Origin of the sequence: Chitinophaga oryziterrae, from assembly GCF_009758125.1 — a bacterium.
In the GTDB taxonomy this organism is placed as follows: domain Bacteria; phylum Bacteroidota; class Bacteroidia; order Chitinophagales; family Chitinophagaceae; genus Chitinophaga; species Chitinophaga oryziterrae.
Genome location: NZ_WRXO01000001.1, coordinates 1806790 through 1824766, shown reverse-complemented (window position 1 = coordinate 1824766; position 17977 = coordinate 1806790). Strand labels below are relative to the sequence as shown.

The window sequence follows — 17977 nt, the reverse complement described above, 5'->3', positions numbered from 1 at the left end:
ATCGTATGAAGAAACTAAATTCTATCCTGCTTGTGGAAGACGATGAAGCTACTAACTTTATCAGTCAGATGGTCATTAAAAAATTAGATTGTGCTAACCATGTAAAGGTAGCCTGGAACGGGACCGATGCACTGGATTACCTTAAACAATGCGCCAATGCTGCCTGTCAGCAACCCGAATTAATTCTGCTGGATATCAATATGCCAGGACTTAATGGCTGGGAATTCCTGGATGAATATTCCAAACTGAAAGAGGACGAAAAAGGTAAGGTAGTAGTCGTAATGCTGACAACTTCACTGAATCCTGATGATAAAAAACGTGCCGCCAACAACCCGGCCATAGCTGGTTTCAGAAGTAAACCGTTAACGCCCGCCATGATGGAAGAAATACTTTCCCAGTATTTTTTCTCCCGATGATGATCACAGCCATCCCCTGTCCTTCCAGGCGGCTATAACAGAACCGGCTACACCACATTCTCCGAGGATATCCTCGAACTCCTCCATATCTGATTCCCAGTCAATCGCATAAGCGGCAAATTCATCACTGACAGGAATACGGTTGTACATTTTACCCGTGGTTAACAGATAAGCCACTTTCCTGAGCATTGCAGTGCCCATATCCCACTTTTCTTCCCGTTCAATGATCTGAACGAACTGACGGAACACGCGTTCAAATTTGCCGGCATTCAGGTGCAAATAAGCATGTGATACTTCTGTAGATAAAAAGATAAGATCGAAAATATCCTCATCCATATGCTCCCTGGTAATCCCGTCTGTAAAGGCAAGAGAACGGGGAGTCAGCAATGGCATGTATTCCGTGACGAACTTATAGTTAATTTCCAGTAGTGATAGCGGCACTTCTATTTTAGCTTCCAGCAGCGTGTCAATGATAGCCTGCGCCATGCTTTCAGAAACTTCGTCGGATAACTGGTTTATATTGACAACGTTATTCAACTGCACATAGGCCAGTGATGTTTTCCCATCTTCGTATACGGTGCGTATTTCATCCAGCTTACCTGTTTCATCATACCTGTAAATCTCTTCATACCTGTATTCTCCCGCACCTGGTGCAATCGCGATACAATCAGCCTTCAGGATCTTTCCATTTTCTGTTGTGTACTTTTCTATTGCACAAAACAGTGAATGCTGATCTTCTATGATACCTGTGATCATCTGCTCTTTAGGTAACCCTTTGTAAACAGGGATATTTCCCCTGCTGTTTACCGACAAGGACTGATAGATCATTTTTTCTCCGTTATTGTAAATAAAACGTTTGATGGCAGAAGGAATGCCAGTTTCCATACAGAACTCAACATACTCCACCACGTTATCACTATAGCTGTAATAACCTTCCCAGCTTACTTTACTTATCCGTTGACCAAAAGAAGTGTAACAGGGTAATCCATCTGCTGCAAAACCATAAAAATGATAATCACTGATTTCGCGGGAACGTGCTTCCGGAAAGAGTTTTTCTTCTGGTTTGAGGAAAAGAGGGGTACCATAATCTTTCAGATCGTATCTGAAACCGGGGATATATCTTTCAGTCTCTATTTTATCCTTGTATTGCTGGATGTGCTCAATTTCGTTAAATGCATGCTTCCATCTTGAGAGTAAGTCTTGCTTCTGTAGTTCCAGGTCCATCGTCGGCATTTTGAATAAAAATAATATTTTATATCATAAAATAAAACATTGGTGAGAATGTAATAATCATATTATAACTTTACTTAAACTAAGAGCAACCAAGTACACCACACTATACCTATGTCCCTAAAGAACCTTCGATTACTAACGTTGTCATATCTCCTTGTTATTTATAACATTGCGAATGCTCAAATGCCACTGCCCCGTCAAACGGGACAACTTTCCAGGGCTTCCATATGGGAGGCAGGACATCCCCGTTCCTGTGGAACGGACGTGATGCTGAAGACCTGGAGACAGGATGCCACCTTTGTAAAAAAGGAAATCGACATGAACAAAGCGTTGCGGCAACAGGCTGCAAGAGCCGCGGTTTATACGCTGCCCGTTGTGTTTCATATCATTAAGGATGATCCGACTACCATTACGGACCTTGATGTGACGAATGCACTGGACATGTTGAACCAGGCATACGGCAAAACCGGTGCATTTGCAGGCGGCAGGTCCGATACGCAGATCAGCTTCTGCCTCGCTAAAACAGATCCTTCCGGTGGATTAACGACTGGCATTCTGCGCACCAAATCGTACCTGACTGATTTTGATGCGGATATGGAAGGTGGTGACCTTACAGCGCTGGGTACATGGGACCCTGCCCGTTACATCAACATATGGGTAGTATCAGATATCAAGTCGGAGTTTATGCAGTCGTTTGAATGCGGGACCTGGACACGATTGAAAATGGCAGGCTATGCCAGTGCAGGAGGAGAAGTGGTGGTATCTGGACTAGGCGTGGATCTCCTTGCACATGAAATGGGACATTATCTCAGTCTGATTCACACCTTTGCCGCACAGGATTGTAAAAACGATGATTGTACCACGGATGGGGATATGGTGTGCGATACGCCTCCCGACAGATCTATTGCCGGTGGTTTTGCCTGCAGTAGCCCTGAAAACTCCTGCAGTACAGATACGCTCTCCGGATTTGCAACAGATGTACCAGACCTTCCGGATAATTTCATGGACTACGGTGGTGGTGTAGGTTGTATACTTTCCTTTACAGACGGACAGGGAACACGTATGCGCAATTTTATAGCGGGCAGTCTTCCGGGAATGGTGAGCAGTACCGTATGCACGCCACCGTGTGTTTCTGCGGCTGTAGCTACCTTTACAAAAGATATCGATTATCCCTTTATAAATGACATCGTTAACTTCACCAATACTTCTACCGGCGCTACCAGTTATGAATGGCTGGTAGACGATGTAGTTACCGCGACCACTACAAATTTCAGTTACCAGGTAACTGCAAAGAAGACCTATAAAATCACACTGAGGGCATACGCTGCACCAGGTTGTTATACAATGACACAGGATATGCTGGTAGTAAGCTGCGGCGTAGTATCGAGATTTTATCCTGATAAAAGAAAGATCGCTTCAAAACAAGGGATAGAACTGGATAGTGTACTCTTCACGAACCGCTCTATGAATGCCAGCAACTACCGCTGGTTAATGAGCAGTAATACCGGTATGGCAGAGCAGGTAGTAAGCACCAATACAGACCTGACATATGTATTCAAGACACCGGGTACTTACCAGGTACGCCTTATTGCTGATAACGGCAGCTGTTTTGATACTACCAATCCTGTAAATATCGTGGTAGATGATCCTACCGCAGATGGGGTGGTATATGTTACGAAAGTGGAATGTTATGATCAGAATCAATTGAAGATCTCTTTGTTCTTTAATAACTTCGGATATAAAACCATTCCAAAGAATACACCTGTTAGCTTTTATAACCGCGATCCAAGAACTGGTAGCGCCACCAAACTGGGCGCCTCATATTTACTACCATACGATATCAAAGGAAAATGTGCGTCCTATCTTGAGACGTATATCCTGAATGCGGGCAGTGCCGGACTGGATACGTTAGTAGCTGTGTTCAATGATGATGGTACTTCCAGTCCATTTGTATTACCCAATCCTTTAGATACGTTGATAGAAAGCAACTATGGTAACAATTACGCCTCTACTGTAAGTTTCAAATTCAAGGTACAGTTCTCTCCATCGGATTTGTACCTGGTACCTGATCAGATCGTAGCATTGACCCCCACAGCGAATGGTAATATGCTGGACGGCGAATGGTGGCCTATATCTCATGTAGATTGCGACCACTGTACATCTGCCAACTTTATCGCTCCTTACAGGAAAGACACCCTGTTTGTACAACAGGTGAAAATATATACTGATAATAATTGTTACGATAGTGCTTTTGTGACGATACATACTGCAACTGTAGATGATTATACCGTGAAAGTACTGACGACTGAATGCGCGAAAGGTGATAGTATCTACCTCACATATAACATCTGTAACAGTTATGCAAAAGGGAATATCCCACAAGGATTATCCCTGAATTTTTATGATGCTTCTTCTCAACAGCTGGATACTACCGTTGTAACAGCCGCGTATAGTTCAGGGTCTTGTGAGACTTTCTCACAAACCATTAAGAACAGTTCAAATGGCGGATTCTTTGCAGCAGTGAACAGTACTGCGGCATGGGCAGAAACAAACACCACGAATAATACGAATGCGGGTGTGTATATTTTCCCATCTGCATCTGTAGTACCTGCTGATACGGTTGTTTACAGAGGCGCAACATTCCCTGTGACTTTCCAGACGAATGCATTTGATCCTGTTACCATTGCATGGGAAACAGCGGATACATATACCATAAGTTGCACAGACTGCCTGATACCTGCTATTAAAATGCTGGACAGCGCTATTGTACCCGTAACACTTACCAGTCTGTATGGCTGTGTGTTAAAGCCTGAAGGTATTATTAAGTTAGTACCCCCGGATTATACTGTAGACATTACAGATGTGAAATGTTATGACAATACACATTCTATCGTCTCCTTTAAAATCTGTACCGCTAACGGATATGATAGCATTTACAAAGCGTTACCGGTCGCTTTTTATGACGGCGATCCGTTAAGTGATACGGCTCACCTGTTAAAACCGGTGTTTGTTACTGTGTTAACTGCGGATGCTGTTTGTAAGGACTATACACATATTGTCGGCTCTCCTGCCACAGGGCAGTTATATGCGGTAGTAAATGATCAGCATGTAGTAAAAGAAACACTGTATGATAATGATACGGATAATGCGGAAGACCTTCCTTTCACGGTCAACTTTGAACCATCCGTACAAGTGGTGAACAGACCGGGAGCCACGGTTAAATTATCTCCTGTAATTATGGGAGGCACTGGTAAGGTGTATACCTGGATGCCTATTGAAGGCTTATCCTGTGGTAATTGCCCTAATCCTACAGCGACCGTTACTACTTCCATAAAGTACCTGGTAGAAGTGAAGAACGAGTATTTCTGTACCGATACAGCGGATATTTCTCTACAGATGTTCACCACCAGCCGTTTTGTAGTGCCTTCTGCATTTACGCCTAACGGAGATGGCGTGAATGATGTGTTCTATATTATTGGCAGTAAGGATATCAGGAATATCAAGAGCTTTATAGTATTTAACCGTTGGGGAAATAAGATGTTTGAAACAAGTAACATTCCGGCAAATGACAGGAGCTATGGATGGAAAGGGACTGACGCAGCTACAGGCCCTTATATCTACTTTGCAAATGTGGAGTTCTCTGATGGAACGACGGAAATTATAAAAGGGTCGGTGATGCTGATAAAATAACTTAGAAAAGGCTCCTTCACGGAGCCTTTTCTTTACAGGAAGTTTTTTAATTCACATCCCAGAAGATTTTCGTGTCTCTTGTATCCTTAGCAGAGACAGCAGAATAATTGGCACTGTTGTATAATTGTTCTGTAGAAGGATAGAGCAGGCGCACCGGTGGCGTTGTAGCGCCGGAAGCAGATGCTGCAGCATACTGCAACACAGGATAACCGGTTCTTCTTAATTCTGCCCATGATTGTCCGGCCTGCAGGATGAAAAAATGGATCCACTTCTGGGTATAGATCTTCGCCAGTTTTTCGGTAGCAGTACCGGTATAAGCGATAGCCGGTTTTTCCAGGTAGCTGGTAACCGTGGCCGAAGATGGTGTTGTTAATACGGACCAGGTCCCGCCACCGGATCTCAGGATACGGGACTGATTGATACCGTAGTAAAAATCAACCGACTGTGTAACACCGGTTTCATAATCTGTCTGTGCGGTCCCTATCCCCCATCTCTCATCTGCTTCTGCTTTCAGGAAACTTACTTCGGAAGCAGTGAACATAACACCGGGTAAGTTATAATTATAGTAGAAAGTAGCGGAGTCGTAGGTAGCATATCCCCCACCCTCATAGTCCGCTGTTGTTCCGTTATAAGGGAAACCTTTGTATTCGCCGGAAGCATTGGTGTCCCAGTATACTGCTGTACGGGGATCATCATTAGCTACCATCAGCGTATCCATCAGGTAGGCAGGACCGAAGCTAAAGTCTTTGAATACATCATACAGATCACTTTTCAGACCACTGGGACTTTCCTGTAATTCTACATTGTAGGTATTATCGGAAATAAGTGGGTATATAGATGGATTATTGAGCATGGTCGTCACTTCTGTTTTTGCGGTAGCTTCATCATAATTTGAAATACGCATCAGCAGGCGAAGACGAAGTGAGTTCGCGTAACGTTGCCATTTGGAAAGGTCTCCACCGAGGACGATGTCCTGCGTCTGTAATTCTTTTGTTGTTACAGTCGACAAAGTAGCAGTATCGAAATAAGTATTCAGGTCTTTGAGTCCTGTGATGAGTGTATCATATACACTGGCGGCATCCTGGAAAGGAGAATTGCTGATATCGCGGGTAGCCGTATTCTGAGAACCTGCCTGGGAAAAAGGAATATCTCCCCAGAGATCTATCATCTGTGCCGTCTGATCATATAATACTACCTGTGCACATTTCAGGAACACCAGGTTGGCGGCTTGTTCTGAAGCAGACAATGCGGCGTAGGTAGTTTGCATTTCACGATAATTGCTCATGATACCAGGGCCGTTATAGTTATAATCCGTACCACTGGAACCGGCGTAGAAGTCTGTCCAGCGACCCTCAGAATAAGTCAGCGAAGGGATATACATTTCTGTAGAGGGAGCCGTAGCAACGGTTTGAGTATATAGTCCCAGCGTAGGCATGATGAAAGTATAGTAATCCCAGTAAGAAGGGTGGATCCTTTTATTCAGGTACATACCCGAAAGCAGTTTACCCAGGGAGCCAGCCGCTGTTTTTTCCGGGTTAAGGTAATCAGCATCTACCTTTTTTTTGCAGGAACTGAAAGTACCCGCCAATAAAAAGAGGGCGGTTATATTGATCAAAAGTCTTTTCATTTTTTTTGTTTTGTTGTTGATTAAAAACGTGCCCGCAGGCTTGCACCCAAACTCCTGGCAGGACCAGCAGTACCACCATCTATCCCCTGACTCAGCCAGGAAGAACCAACAGCTACTTCAGGATCCAAACCATGAGGTAATGTTTTATAGATGTAGAACAGGTTACGTCCAATCAGCGCTAATTGTAATCCCTGGAAATGCAGTTTTGAAACGATGCTTTTAGGCATGTTATAAGTGAGTGCTACTTCACGTACTTTGATGTAGCTGTTATTGAATACTGCCGCAGCGTAATCACCATTTGTTTCCCAGTCGAAATTATTCTCATAATACATGGCCGCGGTAATTACTTTGGTATTGGCAGTACCTGCGCTTGTTACTCCTTTGAGTATCACACCGTCGTTACGGGAGCCACCGGTAGTAGCTGTATATTCAGCATTTGCATCGCTCACTACGTTGTAGGCAATACCACCATGTGCTGCATCTCTGTATTGCAGGGTACTTTCATACATACCAGCGCCAATCTGGTAATAGGTAGGAATAGATACCAGTTTACCACCAAAGCGATAATCCAGTGTTACATCCAAAGCAAAGCTTTTGTACGTAAATGTGTTCGAGAAACCACCCACTATTTTCGGCATAATGTTACCCGCGTATTCGTAGGCATTTTTATTAGTGGTATAAATACCGTTATCATTCACCAGGACATTCCCATTTGCATCTTTTGTTCTTGGGTGTACATAGATATTACCTAAAGCATCTCCAACCTCAGAACGAACGATCAGGTAACCACCATCATAAGAAGCGCTGGTTAAGCTGGTAGCGTTATAAGAGAGGGCCGTCAGTTTATTCCTGTTGATGGCAAAATTGAAACGGGTATTCCAGGAGAAGTTTTTAGCGGTGACCGGTGTGGCACTGATAGCTGCTTCATAGCCATAGTTGGAGATATCACCTGCATTCACCAGTTTGGAAGTTGATCCTGTAGATGCTGCAGTACTGAGGGTCAGGATCTGGTCCATTACCTTGTTGTTATAATAGCTGAAATCTACTGTGATCCTGTTATGCAGTAATCTTGTTTCCAGGCCGAACTCCATTTCACGCTTCTTCTCAGACTTTAGTTTCTCATTTCCGAAATCACTGCTGTTTGACTGTTGATACAACAGGTTGGATTCGTTATAAGATACGGTAGACTGTGTATACATTACATTCGACTGGTAAAGGTTGGGGTGGTTACCTACAAAACCGTAGGAAGCCCTTAGTTTAGCATAGTCTACATACTTCGGCATTTTCACCACATCAGACAGGATGAAACCTGCATTGAAAGATGGGTAGAAATAGCTGTTAGCACCGGATGGCAATGTTGAAGTAGATTCGTAACGGGCAGTACCTTCCAGGTATAAGAAGCTCTTATAGTTGAGGTCCAGGGTACCAAAGCCGGCTACATCCAGTTGTTCTGCGCGGGCAGAAGAAGCGGACAATGCGCTGGCGGAGTTGGCCAGTGAGAACCAGTTCTCTGATACAAGACCATCCACTGTAGATATTTTATTGTAGGTATATTTTTGTCTGCGTGCGGTAAAACCACCTGTCGCAGAAAGACCTAAGTCTTTCGTTATTTTAGGGCTGTACACTAACAATGCATCGCCGTAGGTCACGTTGTTCGCTCTTGATTCCACACCATATGCACCGGTGTAACCCAGAGAGGCGGGTTGTGAGTTATATTCTTTATCGGTAGCATTCCAGCCGGTATAATCGCTCCCCACTCTACCCCTGAATTTCAGGTTATCCAGCAGACCCACATTTAAAGTAGCGCTGTTGATGAAGCGGTTCTGATTTTCATCGTAACTGTTTGTGAGGTTAGTCCATAAGTAGTCCAGCACGTTTGTCGCGCGGATATTATAGGCCAGTTTTTCGTCCTGATCATAACTGCTGTTATTGTAAGCAACATATTTATATCCATCGGAAGTTTTATATTTATTCTTATAGGTATTCATGTCATCGAAACGACTGAAGAATCCGCCATAAGAGCCGAAGATAGTATTCATGACATAAGCACGGTTATGGGTAAAGTTATTGTTGTAGGTAGATACGAGGTCTACGCTGACATTGTTACTTAACTTTAGTGTACCGTTGAAGTTGAAGTTGTTTTTATTCAGGTTCGTTCCCGGCATGATACCTTTGTAATCGGTGCGGGTATATGAGAAACGGAAACTTCCTTTATCGCCGGCATTGGATACGGCAACGTTCAGTGCAGAGTTGTAACCGGTTTCGTAGAAGTCCTTGTAGTTGTTCTTTTGAGCAGCGTAAGTTCTGCTGCTACCATCCCAGTACTTTACTGTACTGTTATCGAATTTAGGGCCGAACTGGTCGTAGGCGCGGTAGTAAGGATGTCTGGAACCGTCTGCATCTGTTATCCATCCCGTTGCGTCTGCGATACCGTTGGTAATGTTTGTCTGTGCATCATAACCAGGGCCGTATTCATTTTGATAATCCGGACTGGAAGCCAGTTTCTCCCGGCTGATGATATAATTCAATTCAACGCCCAATCCTTTTCCTTTCACACCTTTCTTTGTAGTGATCACCACCACCCCGTTCGTAGCTTCTGAGCCATAGAGCGCACTGGCGCTCGCGCCTTTTAATATAGTGAGTGTTTCAATATCTTCCGGGTTAATGTCTAAAGCACCGTTACCATCAATCCTTGAATTAGTAGTACCAAAAGAGCCGGAGGTGAGATCACTGTAATTCCTGATGGGCACACCGTCTACGACGTATAAAGGTTGTGTGCTCAATCCCACAGAAGACACACCTCTCACCTGTACAGAAACCGCGCTGGAAGCACCACCCGGAGCAGACACAATTTTCACACCAGCAGCTTTACCATATAAAGCGGATGCGAAATTCGAACTGCCTGTCTGGGTAAGTTCCTTTGCACTGATAGTGCTGACAGCATAACCCAATGCACGCACTTCTTTTTTAATACCCATTGCGGTCACGACCACTTCATTTAATCCTTTACTGTCCGCCGCGAGTTTAACAGTAATATTGTCTGAAGCAGGTTGTTCCTGCTTCAGGAATCCGATGTAAGAAAAAATCAGTATCGCATTTGATTTTGCCTGTAAATGAAACTTACCGGCAGCGTCTGTGGTAGCACCGTTCGTGCTGCCTTTCTCCTGAACATTTACGCCAATTAATGGCATTCCTTTTTCATCCTGAACAGTTCCCGAAATGGATCTCTTTTCCTGGGCTATGGCGGCATAGGTGCATAGCAGTGCCAGGACCGTACATACAATTAACGATCTTTGCATTTTGTTTGTTTGTGTTTAAGGCAATAGTTATCCCCCCGGCCTTATTGACCAGATCTTGATTTCAGTTCACTAAATAAATTACATGGGTAATTGGAAGAAAGTTACGTTTCTCTTAGATGTTATATCATAAGCTTATTGGTTGCATGTTCACTTGCAAAAAACCGTTGTTGTGTGCTAAAATTACAGGTAAGATTAATTGGCAGGATTCTGAGGTTAAACTTAGATAAAGTTTTTAGAATTAACAAAGTGTTAAGTTGAAAAATCCATTAATGGGAGGATTTTATCGGCGAGTGTTGGTATGAACAGGGCTAAGAATACTGTAGTATCCTTAGCCCTGTCTTTTTATAAAGCTATGGTCAATTCATACTGTTAATCAGCGCTACCAATGCAGTCGCTGAAACAGGAACAGGATTAAAGCTAACGGTGGTATAATTTAAGCTGCCTACGGGGGCTGCTATTGTTACAGCTTTCTTCTCGGCATAGAATACACCGCCGATGGAGGAAATTGCCAGGAAGGTACCCGACTGGCCAACAGGGATGGTATTCTGATAGCTGAGGAATCCTTCAAAACCTGCCGGAGGTGTAAAGATAGTATTGTAGAACTTAATGATCGTATTCTGACCTGTAGGTTTGAAATACAGCATAGAAGGCTCTTCCCCGCTATAGCTGGTCCCGGTTGCAGGATTGTAATTGGTCGTAAAATAAGCCAGTACGGTTGTTTTAGAACTCGAACTGCTGGCCAGGGCATCGCAGTTCCTCCATTTAATCAGGCTATCGAGGCGGAAATTGAGCGTACTGGTAGTACCGTCAAATAAGGCATATGCGGAACCGGGAGTAGTCACCTGCTGCCAGTCTATTCCTTTATTGGCACTCACCTGGGTAGTAACGGTTATAAACTGATTGATGTAGTCATACCCGGAAGTCGAAACGGTTACGGTGGTATCGCCGTCCCACATTGGAATTTGTTTGATGTCTACCTTGGCAGGAACCTGTACTTTTATGGCGCTGTCTGCTCTTAGCTTCAATGTGGTGGTACCTTGTTGGGCACGGACAAAGAATTCCCCGTAAGATACCAGGGCCTCTCCTTTGTTAGTCCCGGTTTGTCTGTCAGCAAAAATCATGTTGGCAGGGGTACTGATTTCCTTAATAGAAATCTGTACGCTACCAGATACAGGGCTGCCATCAGGTTTTGTCAGAGAGTTCTTTGAGATCGTATAAGTGCTACCGGATCTCGTTCTAATCACACTCTGGTCCTGTGTGCTGATGGTAAATGTTTCAAATGCAGGACCGTTTTCCCTCAGGAACTTGTGCAAGATCGCCCCGTCAGGATTGGGAGCTGCTGCGGCAATGCCACTTTTAAGGGATAGTGGATCGTTTTTCATCTGTTTGGAGCATGCGGCAAACAGTAGGGGCATAGCAATACAGCATGCAGCTACATACATGGATTTAGTTCTCATAGATTTTATTTAAAGATTAATAATGGGGAAACAGATTTTGGGTAATCACAATTATAGGTTTAAACACGAAATTAATTCCTTATGCAGCAATAATACGGCAGTCATGAAATGAATTTCAGGAATCAGGTCACTTTTAAAGATGCCCGTAAAGTATGTTTTGCTGTTTGCGAATATTAATCCATTATTTTCCAAATTCAAACCTGGAGGCAGGAGTTATCCTGATCCTTTATTCCGGCAGCAATAGCATTCAGGTTATGGTTTCATCCACACTAATTTCCAGCCACCATCATTCCCATTCTGTTGCTGCTTTACTACCACGTATACTTTTTTGTCAGCATTGTAATCACATGCTTTAAATAGCGCTTTATTGTAATTTCTCTTTTCAGTTGGTTTACCAAAGAGAAAGTCGCTGGGAGGTGTATCCTTTTCACCTTTGAGGGTATAATAAAACGCATCACAGTCATCCAGTGACTTTACTTTACGTGGATTTTTTCCTGCCTGTATTCTTTCGATATTATCAGCATCGTCGTTCAGGAGGAGGTAGTTATTTCCACCGGCACTCAGGTAGTTAAATGATTCCATTGGTGAAGGTTGATCCACCGCGTTCTCAAAATTTGTATAAGCATTATTGAAGGCTAAACTTCTCATCATATTCTTCCTGACATGATTTCTTGGTATTACATAATGCTGTAACTCTTCCTGCCCATCCGCGGCAATCACTGTAACAGTATAGTCCTCCATTTCAATTGAAGTATAGTAACCATAAGTATGTCCAAGGTCCGTTGACAGACCGGGGATGTGGGGGACGTTAGAACTGACTGACAATTTCTCATATACAATTGAAAAACTGCCATCTTCATTCGTAAATAAATTCTGTGGCATATCTGATCTGCTTTTGCCATTTGACCCTATATCAATTTTTCCTGATACAGATTTTTTGAAAGGATCTACAATCGACACGGATGCCGTTCTATCCTCTAACTCAAGCAACATCATCTTCTTAGAAACCGGGTTGTATCTGGCAACAGCTACTTCTGAAGGTTTTTTTGAGGTACCCAGACTTTCTGTTTCCAGTAAAGTATCTCCTTTTGTTAAAGTAGCCAGTAACAACTGACATTCCTTTCCTCCGGACGATTTGGTATTATACCCATATGCCAGCACGCTCAGTTTGTTTTTATCCAAAGCCATCATACCCTGATATTCCATGTATTTATATTTCTCTTCTGGCGACTTATAATATGCATGGCTAATCTCCTTGTTATCAGTATCAAATATTGAAACGACAATACGCTTGTTCCTGTCAGAGACGAAGCTGTTCATTGCTACTACCGCATAACCATTCCCTTCCGGCAATGCTTCTGAGAAAAAATCCGGTTCCGGTATATTTGCAAAGGCAACACCACCGAGCTTAAAGTAAGACACCTTTTCCAGCTCCCCGATTTTATCTACACTCTTTAATGCTCCTGTAACACCATCAATGATCAGTCGTTGCAGCACTACCTGATGGTTCTCAACAGCACTGACCAGAACCACCACTTCACCATTAATGTCAAACAACCCTTTGACTTTAAAACTGCTCCCCTTGCCTAATTCCGGATGCAGCTGTTTAGTCGCTTTAGCTTTGTATTTATCACTAAATACCCTGACTGTCAGGTTTTTTTTGGTCAGACTCAGATAAAACGTATTACCGTTCTTCATGAGTAATACACGCTGAATTCCAACGGATTCATCCTCAGCAAATACAGGGCTCTGAGAGATTGTTTTTAACTGTGCACTCGAGAATAGGCTCAGTAACAGTAAAATAGGTACGAAAAAACACTTCATAGTGGGGAAATTTGAATGGCGAAGCTACAAATAATTATGATTATTTGTCGTAATTAGCTGAGGATGATCACATTAGTTATTTTATCTATTTAACCGTTAGATACTAAAATAATCATTCTTAAAAAACAGAGACTCCTCTACTGTTGGCAATTGTATCAGGGACAGATGCTACTCTCAGGAGAAAGATTCAACTGATTTTCTAGAATCTCATGATCATTTAACCCGAAAAGTATTACTGTCGGGTAATACCCTTTGCGTAATTCCGGCTGATAAATGATGTAACCATATTCATGCAGTTGTTTAAGCGTTTTGGCAAACGTATTCTTGTTGCCTATATGACTGCCATTCATTAACGGGTCACGTGAGATTTCGAATAGTGGCGGAAAATGGTACTTATCCCAGGTGTTGAACAGTGCGATGTACAATGTAATGTGCCAGGGTTTCAGACGCTTATCCTTTTCTACGAGGCTGTAAAAATTCCGCATGTGACGAATATAATTCATCGCTTAGTTTTTTATGCAAATCAAGAACAGGTGCATGGGGTTCGGCCCCCCATAATGCTTCTACCTTTTATAATTGTCCCAATCAGGAGACCGGTTTTGCCTGAAAAGCCACCGAATGGTCCTTTTAATTGTATTCCCATTATTTTTTGTTTTTAAATTTTGAGTAATTATGCTACGCGGGTTAAATCAGAGTTAACTGTAGCTAATTGAGACAAAGTGGAGGTGTTTTTCAACAACTGGTAAGAGCCCTTTCCTTCCTTCAGTTCGTGTAACGAAATTAAGACCAATCTGTGTAAATTATCTACACAGACCCAACATTTAACAGAATTTTTAGTTCAAGTAGTATAGGACATCGGGAAGTCTCTATATGTAGAACATGGGTTGGATATAGGTTGAACATTCTTTGGTCATTTCCGAACCGACCAAAGAATGTTCAACCTATATCCAACGTATGTTCAAAGTATGTTCTACATATAGAGACTCCCCGGACACTCTCCGGACGAGACACTAATTACAAGCAAATGAAGATTCACTTCTATTTGTACTCTGAATAAAAAGAAGATCTATCCATCAACCGACACCTTTTAAGGCTATACTTTATCATGTCCGAATATTTTGACTCACTTCCGTTTTTTATCATCTTTAGTCACAAGGACATATTTTCTGAAAGCATGCTTCCAAGGCATCGCGATAATCGGCAGAGGCACTAATGCAAATACGAACGCCATCCCTTCTGCCGGTGAACCGGCCAGCTGGTTTGACATCCACAATGGATAAGCAACCAGTATTAACCATATGGTTTTATAAAGTATTTCCAGCATCACAATAGGAAGCATCCTGAGCGGATACAAGATGCCTAATAATGCCAAAACAGAATAAGATGCCCAAACGGCGAAGTTCATAGCTTCAGCAGGATCCCATGCCCCTTTGTGCGTAAAAATAAAGGTCCAGACATCCTTTCCCAGAAAAAGAGCCATCAGTACATATAATGATCTTAAAAGGTAAATCTTAATTCTGGGAACCCCTTCCCAACGGTCGTAATCGGGTCTGAAAATGTTTATCACGATGATGATTTATTTACGTTAATGGTATAAGATAAATATTATCAGTACCTTGTTTCATAGGGCGCCATCTTTTGCGCCAGGTCCTGTTTAGTCTTCTATTCGGAGATAGTTTACTTTTGTTGAACTATTGTATATCTTTTTCAGACGATTTATTCTCTTTCACGCCCATAATCAGAAGCCATAAGCTAACTGAAAATTCTCCGACAAAAGAAGGAATCATAATGTAAGGAAAAAGTGCGCTTGCAAAATTTGGTGAAAGAAACATGGCATAGCTGTTAATTATATAACATAAACCGGCGAGACCATAGAGTACTCCTAATATCCGGGGTAAAAATGTAGACTCAATAATAAGATAGCCAATTATTAAACAATAAAATCCAAAGAATACTAACCCTATAGCATAACCTTCCGCCTGAAGGTCAAGCGCATGATTTGACAACATTGCCAATTGATCAGGTTGAAATGATTTCAGGTATTGTCCTCCTCCTAAAAAAAGCAAAGGAGAAGCCTGATTCAGTAAGTTAACTGCTATAATTGCTGTTTGTATAATTACAAAAAAGATAGCAAGTGTGGCAAGATGTTTATTAACCTGCTTAAACAGAATATAAAAAATAAGTATACACGGAAGACCGATAATGAAATTAGTAAGGTCGGCAACAAAACCCAAACGATACAACATTTCAGATGTCTGAATGTTGTGAGCAGTTGCTATAGCATCGCCAGATACCCTTAATGCCTGACGAACGAATACTTCGGCGAAAAGACCGGTGCCAATAACGATCAGATAAAGTAGTCCTGCTATCCTTGCTAATTTTTTGTTTGTCATCATTTTATTTTATTCTGCTCTTTTGTAGGTATTATTTTATAGCACAAGGCGTTTCTTTTCGCTATAGCTGGTTGGTACTTAAAACTTAAGAAGAAACTAAGTAAGGAGAATGTCCCTATGCAATACAAATATATACAGATATACAAATATATGTATAAAATACTGCTATCCAACTAAAGCTATTTAAAACAGGATAAAAAAGGTAGTTCCGAAGAACCACCCGGATCAGTTATGCGTACGGTAATTAATGAGACTTTATCTTACAGGAATAAATATTCTTTATAAAAGTTCTGTATTGGAAAATTACCACAGCTTCTGATTAATCGAATAATTGTGCCATCCATACAGTAGCATTACCGCATTCAGGATCATCTTCTTTGTATTGCAGAATACGGAAATTATGGGCTTCAAGAAGTGACCGGTATCGATGTGTATCCAGTGAGCCGTGAAACAGGTTTGTTCCCCCGCTCATACCCCAAGCCTCTCCATGTTCTTTTCCCGATGTGAACAACAACACTCCCCTGCTATTCAAATGATTTTTGAAAATATTGAACATAGAGGGTTGATCTTCGGGGGAAAGATGGAAGAAGCTATTCCATGCAATAATGGCGTCAAATTTCTGGTTGAGTGAAAGTTGACGCATATCTGCCTGCACGAAATCAGCAGACGGAAGATTGTTCTTTGCAATGTCCAGCATGCAGTAGCTGGCATCAACCCCCACAACTTGCATTCCCTGGATTAGAAGATAATTCATTATAGGCATTCCTGTTCCACAGCCAAGATCCAATATGTTCGCTCCCTTGCCTATAATATCAATTAAGCTATCCAGGTAGGGTTTCTCCATTAATCCCTGATATCGGTTTTCCGAAAACCAGTTGGCAATAACATTATACGCCTCAAAAACATCCTTTCTTTCGTTTTCCATACAGTTGAGATGAATATAACAAATGTAAGATAAAAGCTAACCCTCAATTGCAATGTTGAGATCAAGTTGGAGAGCTATTACACATTAATAATATTAATTGTACAGAGCTAAAATTTGATTTAAGATATCTTACGTGCAAGCATTTAAAGTCTCCCATGCTCATTCTTTTGAATTTGTTTTATACCTTTGTATTCTCTTACACATGAAAATATATTCAGTACAACAAATCGGGGAATACCACATAAACCATTGTGAGGACTATCTCGTTATTGAGGAAATTGGCAGTAACAGGTTATTATGTGCAGTTATGGATGGCTGTACAATGGGCATTGACAGTTACTTTGCATCTACTTTAGTTGGGAAAATTCTAAGAAAAATAGCAAAGACCAAAGGCTATATGGAATTGTATGGTTTTGATAGTGTTGATGTTGATATTGAAACTATGCTGAAATCAATAATGAAGGAATTATTCTCTGAATTAAATATTACCAGGCAGCAGTTATTGTTAGATACTAAGGAGCTATTAACGACTCTTATCATTTTATTAGTTGATAAAAAATCTAATACTGGATCTGTAATGGTAATCGGAGATGGTTTAATAAGCATAAATGGACAGATTACAGAGTTTGATCAGGATAATAAACCAGATTATATAGGATTCCATTTAAGCGAAGATTTCCAAACATGGTATAGGAATCAAACACAGAAAGTTACTTTTGATGCTATTTCAGATATCAGTATTGCTACTGATGGAATAGCCATGTTTGAAAAACTAAATGATATACCTGTAGAAGAGGTGATTGACCCTATCGATTTTCTGATACATGATAAAAGTGGAGCAAATAATGAGGATATGCTGGAATTGAAGTTGAAACGACTGCAGCATGTATTCGGATTTAAGCCCACGGATGACTTAGCATTAATAAGATTGATTGTATAGCCATTATTACATTTGGCTTCTCAGAGAATAATGGATGAATAGACTCGGCCACTTCGTAATTGGAGTCTGACTATTCAACGACTAAATATTTTTTTTGAAGGTAGGATGTTGAAACTTAAAAAAATAATCCCTTATCAGTTCTGGACGATGAGCCAGATATCTGATAAATAAAA

General features: G+C 41.7%; 12 protein-coding genes. 3 read left to right on the top strand and 9 right to left on the bottom strand.

The annotated features are described in order from the left end of the window. Window positions 1-5: 5 nt before the first annotated feature. Window positions 6-416 (top strand): response regulator, encoded by a 411-nt coding sequence (locus GO495_RS07515; protein WP_157299054.1) that lies wholly within the window; start codon window positions 6-8, stop codon window positions 414-416. 3 nt (window positions 417-419) lie between these two features. On the opposite strand, the gene GO495_RS07510 is transcribed toward GO495_RS07515, so the two are convergent. Further along, complete coding sequence (locus tag GO495_RS07510) at window positions 420-1640, bottom strand: hypothetical protein (RefSeq protein ID WP_157299053.1); 1221 nt, start codon at window positions 1638-1640, stop codon at window positions 420-422. A gap of 192 nt (window positions 1641-1832) precedes the next feature. On the opposite strand from GO495_RS07510, the gene GO495_RS07505 reads away from it, so the two are divergent. Beyond that, entirely contained in the window at window positions 1833-5339 is a 3507-nt protein-coding gene (locus tag GO495_RS07505) for a M43 family zinc metalloprotease (RefSeq protein ID WP_170302641.1), read from the top strand. A gap of 46 nt (window positions 5340-5385) precedes the next feature. Here GO495_RS07505 and GO495_RS07500 read toward each other — a convergent pair whose 3' ends face one another. The 8 genes from GO495_RS07500 to GO495_RS07465 all read right to left on the bottom strand — a co-directional run bounded on the left by GO495_RS07500 (window position 5386) and on the right by GO495_RS07465 (window position 16864). Beyond that, on the bottom strand, window positions 5386-6966 hold the full coding sequence (locus tag GO495_RS07500; RefSeq protein ID WP_157299051.1) for a SusD/RagB family nutrient-binding outer membrane lipoprotein: 1581 nt from the start codon (window positions 6964-6966) through the stop codon (window positions 5386-5388). A 20-nt stretch (window positions 6967-6986) separates the two neighbouring features. Beyond that, window positions 6987-10265, bottom strand: a complete 3279-nt coding sequence (locus GO495_RS07495) for a SusC/RagA family TonB-linked outer membrane protein (protein ID WP_157299050.1) — start codon at window positions 10263-10265, stop codon at window positions 6987-6989. Between the two features lie 356 nt (window positions 10266-10621). Further along, window positions 10622-11722: a hypothetical protein gene (locus tag GO495_RS07490; protein ID WP_157299049.1), complete on the bottom strand. Its 1101-nt coding sequence runs from the start codon at window positions 11720-11722 to the stop codon at window positions 10622-10624. Window positions 11723-11974: 252 nt separating this feature from the next. Then, complete coding sequence (locus GO495_RS07485; protein ID WP_157299048.1) at window positions 11975-13546, bottom strand: hypothetical protein; 1572 nt, start codon at window positions 13544-13546, stop codon at window positions 11975-11977. A 155-nt stretch (window positions 13547-13701) separates the two neighbouring features. Continuing rightward, complete coding sequence (locus tag GO495_RS07480) at window positions 13702-14049, bottom strand: hypothetical protein (RefSeq protein WP_157299047.1); 348 nt, start codon at window positions 14047-14049, stop codon at window positions 13702-13704. 620 nt (window positions 14050-14669) lie between these two features. Then, on the bottom strand, window positions 14670-15026 hold the full coding sequence (locus GO495_RS07475) for a hypothetical protein (RefSeq protein WP_157299046.1): 357 nt from the start codon (window positions 15024-15026) through the stop codon (window positions 14670-14672). Between the two features lie 211 nt (window positions 15027-15237). Further along, window positions 15238-15939, bottom strand: coding sequence for a DUF4386 domain-containing protein (locus GO495_RS07470; protein ID WP_205691213.1), 702 nt, complete (start codon window positions 15937-15939; stop codon window positions 15238-15240). Window positions 15940-16258: 319 nt separating this feature from the next. Then, window positions 16259-16864 carry a class I SAM-dependent methyltransferase gene (locus tag GO495_RS07465; protein WP_157299044.1) on the bottom strand — a complete coding sequence of 202 codons (606 nt, stop codon included), beginning with the start codon at window positions 16862-16864 and terminating at the stop codon, window positions 16259-16261. Window positions 16865-17066: 202 nt separating this feature from the next. On the opposite strand from GO495_RS07465, the gene GO495_RS07460 reads away from it, so the two are divergent. Next, window positions 17067-17804 carry a protein phosphatase 2C domain-containing protein gene (locus GO495_RS07460; RefSeq protein WP_157299043.1) on the top strand — a complete coding sequence of 246 codons (738 nt, stop codon included), beginning with the start codon at window positions 17067-17069 and terminating at the stop codon, window positions 17802-17804. Window positions 17805-17977: the final 173 nt, after the last annotated feature.